At 55.9% G+C, this 8,733-nt stretch carries 12 protein-coding genes; 4 read left to right on the top strand and 8 right to left on the bottom strand.

The window, feature by feature from the left end; translation table 11 throughout:
• Positions 1-97: 97 nt before the first annotated feature.
• Positions 98-940, bottom strand: coding sequence for a hypothetical protein (locus tag KJB29_RS17175; protein WP_215735562.1), 843 nt, complete (start codon positions 938-940; stop codon positions 98-100).
• 106 nt (positions 941-1,046) lie between these two features.
• On the opposite strand from KJB29_RS17175, the gene KJB29_RS17170 reads away from it, so the two are divergent.
• Entirely contained in the window at positions 1,047-1,529 is a 483-nt protein-coding gene (locus KJB29_RS17170) for a phage N-6-adenine-methyltransferase (RefSeq protein WP_215735561.1), read from the top strand.
• 332 nt (positions 1,530-1,861) lie between these two features.
• On the opposite strand, the gene KJB29_RS17165 is transcribed toward KJB29_RS17170, so the two are convergent.
• Together KJB29_RS17165 and KJB29_RS17160 are read right to left on the bottom strand one after the other, a co-directional pair.
• Positions 1,862-2,968, bottom strand: a complete 1,107-nt coding sequence (locus KJB29_RS17165; protein WP_215735560.1) for an IS91 family transposase — start codon at positions 2,966-2,968, stop codon at positions 1,862-1,864.
• Positions 2,965-3,810, bottom strand: coding sequence for a tyrosine-type recombinase/integrase (locus tag KJB29_RS17160; protein ID WP_215735559.1), 846 nt, complete (start codon positions 3,808-3,810; stop codon positions 2,965-2,967). The genes KJB29_RS17165 and KJB29_RS17160 overlap by 4 nt, the downstream gene beginning before the upstream one ends.
• Before the next feature lie 295 nt (positions 3,811-4,105).
• On the opposite strand from KJB29_RS17160, the gene KJB29_RS17155 reads away from it, so the two are divergent.
• Positions 4,106-4,438 (top strand): type II toxin-antitoxin system RelE/ParE family toxin, encoded by a 333-nt coding sequence (locus tag KJB29_RS17155; protein ID WP_215735558.1) that lies wholly within the window; start codon positions 4,106-4,108, stop codon positions 4,436-4,438.
• Positions 4,428-4,742, top strand: coding sequence for a helix-turn-helix domain-containing protein (locus tag KJB29_RS17150; protein ID WP_215735557.1), 315 nt, complete (start codon positions 4,428-4,430; stop codon positions 4,740-4,742). Before KJB29_RS17155 ends, KJB29_RS17150 begins: the two co-directional genes overlap by 11 nt.
• Before the next feature lie 13 nt (positions 4,743-4,755).
• Here the strand turns inward: KJB29_RS17150 and KJB29_RS17145 are convergent, their stop codons facing one another.
• Complete coding sequence (locus KJB29_RS17145) at positions 4,756-5,097, bottom strand: hypothetical protein (protein WP_215735556.1); 342 nt, start codon at positions 5,095-5,097, stop codon at positions 4,756-4,758.
• Positions 5,098-5,715: 618 nt separating this feature from the next.
• On the opposite strand from KJB29_RS17145, the gene KJB29_RS17140 reads away from it, so the two are divergent.
• The gene (locus KJB29_RS17140; protein ID WP_215735555.1) at positions 5,716-6,072 is read left to right on the top strand and encodes a four helix bundle protein; all 357 of its coding nucleotides are present in this window, start codon (positions 5,716-5,718) and stop codon (positions 6,070-6,072) included.
• A 170-nt stretch (positions 6,073-6,242) separates the two neighbouring features.
• Here KJB29_RS17140 and KJB29_RS17130 read toward each other — a convergent pair whose 3' ends face one another.
• The 4 genes from KJB29_RS17130 to KJB29_RS17115 all read right to left on the bottom strand — a co-directional run bounded on the left by KJB29_RS17130 (position 6,243) and on the right by KJB29_RS17115 (position 8,614).
• Positions 6,243-6,824, bottom strand: coding sequence for an LOG family protein (locus KJB29_RS17130; protein WP_215735554.1), 582 nt, complete (start codon positions 6,822-6,824; stop codon positions 6,243-6,245).
• Positions 6,825-6,828: 4 nt separating this feature from the next.
• Positions 6,829-7,722, bottom strand: coding sequence for an ROK family protein (locus KJB29_RS17125; RefSeq protein WP_215735553.1), 894 nt, complete (start codon positions 7,720-7,722; stop codon positions 6,829-6,831).
• 72 nt (positions 7,723-7,794) lie between these two features.
• A complete protein-coding gene (locus KJB29_RS17120) occupies positions 7,795-8,163 on the bottom strand; it encodes a translation initiation factor Sui1 (protein WP_215735552.1) in 369 nt (122 codons plus the stop codon).
• Positions 8,164-8,179: 16 nt separating this feature from the next.
• On the bottom strand, positions 8,180-8,614 hold the full coding sequence (locus KJB29_RS17115; RefSeq protein ID WP_214187724.1) for a PPC domain-containing DNA-binding protein: 435 nt from the start codon (positions 8,612-8,614) through the stop codon (positions 8,180-8,182).
• Positions 8,615-8,733: the final 119 nt, after the last annotated feature.

The raw sequence follows: 8,733 nt of genomic DNA, 5'->3' as shown, positions 1-8,733 counted from the left end.
GCATGACTGTGATGAAACCTCCGGGTATGGGAATGAGGACGAATCATACCCTTACCCACTCAAAACGTCGAGGAGCCCGCTTTGTTGGGGATTCCCTTCAAGAATTAACACCAGTAATATGCAATTTATTGACTTTATCATCGCCGAAAGGATTAGACTCCATCTCTATAAGGCAATACAGCTCAACCAGCGGCTTCAACATGGAATAGATGTATTCAACATTGTCTTGTGATCCAAAAATCTCAAAATTGTAGTCACCTTGGGGAACGGCCTGTTCAGGAATCTTTACGGAAAGCTTCCCTTTGTTTTTGTATTTGTTGAAATCATATATCTCGCATTTCAAGTAAACGGTCTCTTTTTCAATTCTAGTTGGGATATCGAACATCCCCCTGTCCTTTGGCCCAATGTAAATATCAGGTTCTTCCTGGTTTGCAGGTTTTGACAATATTTTGTTTACTTTTAATGGGTCTATTAAATGAGCAAGATCTTGGTAATTTGGCAGGGCCAGCTCAGCAATCTGAATCACTGGCGCATGGTAATGATAATGATTATCTCCAATGTGAACAGATGCGTCTCCTTGGTTATTGAATTCGTAGGTTGGTTTTTCATTTTTTTGCACTGCCGTACATACGTTTTTAAGAAAAGAAAATGAGTCCTTTGTATATTCCCAAAAATTTTGTGGGCCGAAGGAACTGACGAAAGGCAGTCCAAGCTGAATTCCGCTTAAGACTATTTCGAAATTGGTAAGCAAAGATCCTTGCCGAAAACTTGTAGCTCGAAGATAAAAGATTTCTCTGTCCTTGGCTGACATTCTTTTTGCACCAGCAAGGACCAGGTACGATTTGTCAAGTATTGACTGGAAGCTATCCAGTGCAGCAACCGAAATATGAATAGGTGAGCCTTCTTTGAAGGCCGGTCCATCTATCTTGAATTCATGCACTGGATTCTCTCCTTCTTGTATTCCAACGGCTAGGAATTGAGCGGTGCAACGGAGCGAAGCGGAGTGGAATCCGCTTCGAATGACGGGTTATACGAGGTTTTGAATCATGGCTATTGGATCCCATCACAGCGCGAACGCAGGTAAAGACGAGTGGTTGACACCTCCCGGGATACTGCAAGCCCTCGGAGCGTTCGATCTGGATCCGTGTTCCCCGGTAAATCGTCCGTGGCCGACTGCCCGGGAACATTACACGATACTGGACAATGGGTTGAAAAAGCCGTGGTTCGGGCGTGTCTGGTGTAACCCGCCTTACGGATCCGCAACTGGTATCTGGCTCGGGAGGCTAGCCGATCATGGCAACGGGATTGCGCTGATCTTTGCCAGGACGGAAACCGAGATGTTCTTTTCACAGGTCTGGACCCGGGCGCAGGCAGTTCTTTTTATTCAGGGGCGGCTCTACTTCCACCATGTAACCGGAGAGCAGGCGGCGGCTAACTCTGGCGCTCCCTCTGTTCTGGTGGCATACGGATCCGCAAACGTCGAAACATTGGAGCGATGCAGGATCCCGGGCAAACTGGTGAAACTGTAATTCGTATAACACTTTAAGTTTATGCGGTGCGAAGCCGCCGCATAAACTGATGTTGCGCTAAGCCGCGTAGCATTCGCTGCCCTTGGAATTTTCTCCGGATTTATTGATGATACAGCGGGAATAGTAGCGCCATTATGAGGCGTTTTCAATGGATATGTCTGAATATGATCGTCTTGTCGGCAGGTATCCGCTCATATTTTACAGCTGTTACTGGCAGTTCTCATATGATACGAGCTCACTCTTGAGCCCTTTTGCTCTTGTTCCTGCTATCACGGGCGCATGTATAGGTCGACACCAGCAATTGCCCGCGCCTCATGTCATGGCCTGTTTCTTCACCTCACTCCCGGTGGCGGACTCCTTGCCCTTCTCGGCAACCATGACACCACCACCATGATGCCCTCCTTGCAACAGGGGCAGACCTTTACGACTTCGGTTCCGGCCGCAACGTTCTGCTCCGATTCAGCAGCTTGCTTACGATCTCTCTCCCACAGCAACAGTTGCAGTCTCCTGAGGGTTCCCCTGTTGGTCGGGTGCAGGAAGCCGAAGTAGCGCACCTTGTGAAACCCCTTGGGCAGAACGTGCTGGAGAAAGCGGCGCAGGAATTCCATTGCCGCAAGAGTCATGGTCTTCCACTGTCTGGTGTCGGCGTTCTGGTAACGGAACGTCACGTGATCATTTTCCAGGGCAATGATGCTGTTGTTGGCAATGGCGACGCGGTAGACATAGCGGGAGAGGTAGGTCAGCACCTTTTTCGTTTTCTTGAAGGTCGGCCGGGAGAAGACGACCCAATCCTTATCCCAGACCTCTTGGGGGAAGGTTTCCGCGGGCAGTGCCTTGCGGGCGCGCTTCATGAAGATGGCCCGAAAGACCGGCGAGAGCGCCTTGACCGGCACGAGAAACTTTTTGCGGGACGGTCGCCAGACCCCGTCCTTGTCGAGGGCGCCCCCCGGAACGAGGAGATGGAGGTGGGGATGGTATTCCTTGGCCCGGGTCCAGGTATGGAGCACGGCAACCATCCCCAGACGGCCACCAAGGTATTTGCGGTCAAGGCCGAGCTTGGTCAGGGCCGCTATCGCCGCTTCAAAGAGGAGGCCATAGAGCGCATGCTGATTGCGGCGCACCACGTCTCTGAGTTCTGACGGCAGGGTAAAGACCAGATGGAAGTAGGGGACGGGCAGAAGTTGCGCTTGCTGCTTTGCCAGCCACCTGGTGGTGTCGGCGCCATGGCACTTGGGACAACTGGAGTTTTTGCAGGAGTGATAGGCATAATCGAAGTGGCCGCAGTGATGATCGCATTCCTGCAGATGTCCCCCCATCTCCTCGGTGCGACAGGCTGCGATGGCGAAAAGCGCCCGCTTGTGGTTCTTGGGCATCCGGTCGCCGAACTTGTCCAGATACTCCGGGCCATGAATTCTTACGACGTCCGCCAGCTCGATCATGGCTGGAGGTTGTCCATCATCCCGTTGAGGTTGACGTGGAGCCGGGTGGCGATCTTGCCGGTCACGTGGGTGTAGATGTCGGTGGTGGTAATGCTGGTATGGCCGAGCAGATCCTTGATGACCCGGATATCTTCACCGCTCTCCAGAAGGTGTGTGGCGTAGGAATGGCGCAGCGTATGGACCGTAGCAGGTTTGTCGACGCTGCTGCTTCGGACCGCCTTTCTGAATGCAACTTGCAGGTTCTCACAACTGATGTGGCCGTCTTTGTGGGGGAAGAGAAATCCTGTAACGATGCCGTGCTGGCGGCAATAGTCCCGCAGAAGCTCCAAGGGACGATCGGCAAGATGGACATAGCGGTCTTTGCCCCCCTTGCCATTGTGCACCCGCAAAAGCTGTCGCCTGCTGTCGATGTCGCTCACTGTAAGCCGCACCCCCTCGGAAACGCGCAGTCCACAGGCATAGATGGTGGTCAGGGCAATGCGATAGACCGGATGGGTAATCCCTTTCAGGATGATCCGCACTTCCTCCGGCGACAACACTGCCGGCAGTCTCTTGGTTCGCAGCGGCTTGATCAGGTCGAAGATTTGCCAGGTCCGCTTCAGGGTGGTTTCATAAAAAAATTTGATGCCGCACAGATAGACGGTAATCGAACTGGCTGACGACTTGCGCTCGTTGATCATGTAAAGGAAGAATTGGCGTATTTCATCCTCGGTGATCAGGTCGGGTGAGCGATGGTAATAGTTTGCCAGCACTCGCACGGTGTCGATGTAGCTGGCAACAGTCCGGGGCGAATAACCGGCAAGCTGCAGATCCTCCTTCATCCTTCTTCTCAATTCGGTCATGATCCTTTCTCCTTTTCCTGTGATTTCCGGTTGTTGCCGGATATCGCTCAAGGTGAAAGGAAATGGCCCTATCAGACAACAAAAAAGGCAGCCTCCGAAGAGGCTGCCCAATATGAGTCTTGTGCAGTTGCGTATTTATCTGATTTTATGAGCTTTTATGATTTGTTTTGAGTTGCCGCGAAGCGGTTTAGTGCAACGGTAATGAGGCTGACCCGCCCTCGGCGGGTCTTGCCGATGGTTGGGGCCGCGCTTTTAAAATCCTTTACATTTATAACATGCGTGGTATATTTGAATCATGGTTTTCCGACTTTCATATTACAATGAAACTGTCGAGGCTGAGCTTGATGCTTGGCCTGTTGGTTTGCGTGCTCGATTTCGAGCATTAACCGTACGCATGGAAGAATACGGCCCCAACTTGGGGATGCCGCATACACGTGCGCTTGGTAATGGCCTTTTTGAGATCCGCGCCAAGGCAGAAGAAGGAATTGGAAGAGCGTTTTTTTGCACCATGGTCGGAAGAAAGATCGTTATTCTTCACAGTTTCATCAAAAAGACGGATAAGACACCAAAACGGGAACTCGATATAGCGCTCACTCGGCAGAAGGAGGTAATTAGTCATGAGCTATAAGCCGGTTTCGTACCACCCCAAGAAAAAATTGGAGAATGAGCTTCAAGACCCCAATTTCAAACAGGCATGGGATGCCTTGGATGATGAATTTGCAGCTTTGGATGCCCTGTTAGCGGCGCGGCGCCAGGCTGGGATGACCCAGGAACAAGTGGCGGCTAAAATGGGAGTTTCGCAGCCATCGTTGGCGAGGGTTGAGGCTTCGCTCGGTTCTCACCGTCATTCCCCGTCTCTTGAGATGCTTCGCAAGTACGCTGCCGCTGTTAACTGTAAACTGGAGATAAAGCTGATACCACAGCATTCGTGATTGTGGTTTGTCGTTAGACCTCATCCTCATCATATTCAATTGGTAACTCTTCGTAGTCAACTCCAGGCACTAATCGCCCGGATTGATCTGATGACGGAACAAACTTTAACGTGGCGCCGGTACGAAAAGTTTCTTTTCCGCAACGAGGACAAACTTGTTCACAAAACGCAGGGAGAACAAGTGACGGGTCATTTCCATCTGCGTTTTTGCGTATATCCTCCAACATCCAACCGCCCCAGCCACACGAATCCTTTTCAGTGGCACAAACTGCATACGTCAACCATGCTTCGTCTGGTCGGTCTACGTCGCTCAGTTCAATTTCCAGAAGCTCCTTGAATTTTCTTGGGAATCCCATTTCTTTTCCTTATGGACCAACACTTTAAGTTTATGCGGTGCGAAGCCGCCGCATAAACTGATGTTGCGCTAAGCCGCGTAGCATTCGCTGCCCTTGGAATTTTCTCCGGATTTATTGATGATACAGCGGGAATAGTAGCGCCATTATGAGGCGTTTTCAATGGATATGTCTGAATATGATCGTCTTGTCGGCAGGTATCCGCTCATATTTTACAGCTGTTACTGGCAGTTCTCATATGATACGAGCTCACTCTTGAGCCCTTTTGCTCTTGTTCCTGCTATCACGGGCGCATGTATAGGTCGACACCAGCAATTGCCCGCGCCTCATGTCATGGCCTGTTTCTTCACCTCACTCCCGGTGGCGGACTCCTTGCACGAATATCAGCCTCCACAAAGAGACTTTATGAGAATTTTCTATTTGACACCGTAACCCGCGCCGCGCTAAGTTTGCCGCGGATCTGCTTGTATTTTTCACTTTCTGGGGATGGCTCATGATTCAAGTCCCGCGTGACACGATGGCCCGGTTCGAGGCTGTTCTCAAGAGAAAGGAAATGCCGCTCGGCAGCTTTGGGGATTACTGAAGGCTGGAGGCTGAAGACTGAAGACTGACGGGGAAAACATGCGTGATCATAACAAGCTCAAGGCATTTGTATTGGCTGACGAAGTGGCGCTGTTGGCTTATCGGATAACGGTAGCCTTCCCGAAAGAAGAGTTGTATGGATTGACCTCACAAATACGGCGTGCTGCGGTATCCGTGCCCTCAAATATCGTGGAGGGGTGCGCTCGTACCAGCCAGTCGGATTATCTCAGGTTTCTTACCATTGCCTTTGGATCGTTGAGAGAATTGCGCTATCAGCTTGGGCTGTCTAAGCGGTTGGGATTTTTGAGCCCTCAGGACTGGTCATTAGCTGACCCAACGATTATCGAGACAGAAAAGGTCTTGAGTGCTTTGATTCGGTCGTTGCGTGATGATTGACCTTCAGTCTTCACCCCTCAGTCTTCAGCCTGCATTTTTGCAAGCCAATTACGATATCCGCACCATCCAGACCAAGCTGGGACACGCAAGCCTCAAAACAACCATGATCTATACCCACTGCGTGCCGGTCCGGACAGTGAAAGAGGCGAAAAGCCCGCTGGATTTCTAGCTCACACCCCGCCCAGATCGAGCCACTTTTCCGCCACCGGCGGCCGGTAGGCGCGGAAACGCTCTAGCAGCGCATCGGGGCGTTCTTCCACGACGATCATCTCCCGGAGCTCCTTCTTGACGAATCCCTCGGCCACGGTGTGATCGAGAAACGCGGTCAGCCGGTCGTAGTACCCCGCCACGTTCAATAGGCCGCACGGCTTGGCGTGGATGCCGAGCTGTGCCCAGGTGACCACTTCGAAAAACTCGTCGAAGGTCCCCATGCCGCCGGGAAGGGCGACAAAGCCGTCGGCCAGCCCGGCCATGAGGGCCTTGCGCTCGTGCATGGTCTCCACCACGTGGAGGGCCGAGAGCCCGGGGTGGGCGATCTCCTTGACCTCCAGGCAGCGGGGGATGACGCCGATCACCTCGCCGCCGGCTGCCAGGGCCGCGTCGGCCGCGGCCGTCATGAGGCCGATACTCGACCCGCCGTAGACGAGGCCGATCCCCTCCCGGGCCAGAAGCCGGCCCATCGCCTCGGCGGCGACGCGATAGACGGGGTTCCTGCCGGGGCTGGAACCGCAGAAGACGCAGATATGTTTCATGGTGTCACCTCCCGATCCACGCGGCGCCGATGACGCCGGCCGAATCGCCGAGCCGGTTCCTGAGAATCGGCGTCCGGAGCGCGTCGTGGAATGCGTACCGGCGCACCCGCGCGACGCCGATGGTATAGAGTTCGTCGATGTTGGAGAGCCCGCCGCCAAGGACCACGGCATCAGGGTCGAGGATGGAGATGAGCCCCCCGAGGCAGCGGCCGAAGTCGTCCAGGAAGCGGTCGAAGGCGACGGTGCAGCGGAGCTCTCCCTCACGGGCCAACCGGACGATTTCCTCCATGACAATCCCTTCACCATGGTCGGCACAAAAGGCCCGCTCCACGCCGGAGCCGCTTATCTTCGTCTCCACGCACCCCCGGTTGCCGCAATAACAGGGGGCGCCGGCAGGGTCCACCGAGATGTGCCCCCACTCGCCGGCGATCCGGTGGGGCCCCTCGCGCACCACGCCGTCGATGCAGATACCGCCGCCGCAGCCGGTCCCCATGATGACGCCGAAGACGAGGCCGTACCCGCGGCCGGCCCCCATCCTGCACTCGGCCATGGTGAAGCAGTCGGCATCGTTTCGAAGCGCAACGGAGCACCCCAGGCGGGACTCCAGGTCTCCCTGGAGCGGCTTGCCGATGAGGCAGGTGGAGTTGGCATTGCGCACGAGCCCAGTGACCGGATCGACGGAGCCGGGAATGCCGATGCCGATGGTCCGGCGGGCACCCTCCGGAATCCGGCCGGCCGCCTCATCGACCAGCCCAGCCACGGCGGCGACGACCGCTTCGTACCCCATGCCGGCCGGGGACGGAATCCGCCGCCGGGAATGCTCCTCCCCCTCGGGGCCGAGGAGCAGGGCCTCGATCTTGGTCCCCCCCAGGTCTATGCCGATGCGGTAAGGATTCACGGCGCCTCCTCCTCAGCGGTAAGCGGCGCCAGCCGCAGGGTCGCAGCCGCAAGAACGATCCAGCGCCTCATCCTACCCCCCTGCCCGCTTCACGGTGTAGCCCCGCTTTGTCAGTTCCGCCACCAGGAGATCGGCATGGTCCCCCTGGATCTCGATGTTCCCCTCCTTCACCGTGCCGCCGGTGCCGCAGCGGCGCTTGAGCTCGCCGGCCAGGGCCGCGATCCCGTCGCTCCCCAGGGGAACGCCGGTGATGACCGTCACGGTCTTGCCGCCACGCCCCTTGGACTCGCGCCGGACCCGGACGATGCCGTCGCCGGCCGGGCTCTTCTGCTGCTTTTTGCAGACGCACCCTGCCGCCGGCTTGCCGCAGCCGGGGCAGACCCTTCCGTGCTCCGACGACCAGACCAGGGGGGCGTCGGAAAAACCCTCTCGCTTTTTCATGATCCCTCCATCAGCATCACACCTTCAGCAGCACCATCCCCGAGGCGGGGTCCAGTTCCCGGATGGCGGTCACTCCCCGGATCTCGGTTATGACCGCTTCCAGGACGAGGAACACCTCGGAGGCCTCCCTCAGGCAGCCGACCCGCACGGCATCCCCCTTGCCGTAGGCGCCATGGAAGTGGACCTTGGGCCGGTCCCCCTCCCAGAAGATGGTGCCAAACCCCACCGCCTCGTGGCTTTCCTCAAGCCGACGCCAGACCGGCACCGGCGGCAGCTCCTCGGCCTCCGGCCCTACCACGTAGCGTCCCCCCTTGAGGGCCCCCACGAGATGGAAGGCCGCGGCCCGCAGCCCCTCCCGACGGGCGATTTCCTCAAGCCCGGCCAGGACGTCCTCGCCGTGATCGAACCGGGCCACCACGATGCGCCCCGGAGTTCCTGTCTGATAGTTCATGGGATATCTCTCCTTCCTCCATGGGTTGCCCTGACCATGAACGGGACGAAAGCCGTTGTCAAGAGCTGTGTCGCTCCCGTTCCCCGCAGGCAGATGAAGGGATTGCCATGAGCCCTGTC

The sequence above is a fragment of the Geobacter grbiciae genome, assembly GCF_018531165.1.
Classification (GTDB): domain Bacteria; phylum Desulfobacterota; class Desulfuromonadia; order Geobacterales; family Geobacteraceae; genus Geobacter; species Geobacter metallireducens.
The sequence above is the reverse complement of the archived record's forward strand: the minus strand, read 5'-3'. Positions and strand labels throughout refer to the sequence as shown.

Bases quoted from the DNA above. Each gene is read 5' to 3' on its own strand.
- KJB29_RS17120 (WP_215735552.1), bottom strand. From the start codon at position 8,163: ATGAAAAAGCGAGAGGGTTTTTCCGACGCCCCCCTGGTCTGGTCGTCG.
- KJB29_RS17140 (WP_215735555.1), top strand. From the start codon at position 5,716: ATGCGTGATCATAACAAGCTCAAGGCATTTGTATTGGCTGACGAAGTG.
- KJB29_RS17170 (WP_215735561.1), top strand. From the start codon at position 1,047: ATGGCTATTGGATCCCATCACAGCGCGAACGCAGGTAAAGACGAGTGG.
- KJB29_RS17145 (WP_215735556.1), bottom strand. From the start codon at position 5,097: ATGGGATTCCCAAGAAAATTCAAGGAGCTTCTGGAAATTGAACTGAGC.
- KJB29_RS17165 (WP_215735560.1), bottom strand. From the start codon at position 2,968: ATGATCGAGCTGGCGGACGTCGTAAGAATTCATGGCCCGGAGTATCTG.
- KJB29_RS17150 (WP_215735557.1), top strand. From the start codon at position 4,428: ATGAGCTATAAGCCGGTTTCGTACCACCCCAAGAAAAAATTGGAGAAT.
- KJB29_RS17115 (WP_214187724.1), bottom strand. From the start codon at position 8,614: ATGAACTATCAGACAGGAACTCCGGGGCGCATCGTGGTGGCCCGGTTC.
- KJB29_RS17160 (WP_215735559.1), bottom strand. From the start codon at position 3,810: ATGACCGAATTGAGAAGAAGGATGAAGGAGGATCTGCAGCTTGCCGGT.
- KJB29_RS17155 (WP_215735558.1), top strand. From the start codon at position 4,106: ATGGTTTTCCGACTTTCATATTACAATGAAACTGTCGAGGCTGAGCTT.
- KJB29_RS17130 (WP_215735554.1), bottom strand. From the start codon at position 6,824: ATGAAACATATCTGCGTCTTCTGCGGTTCCAGCCCCGGCAGGAACCCC.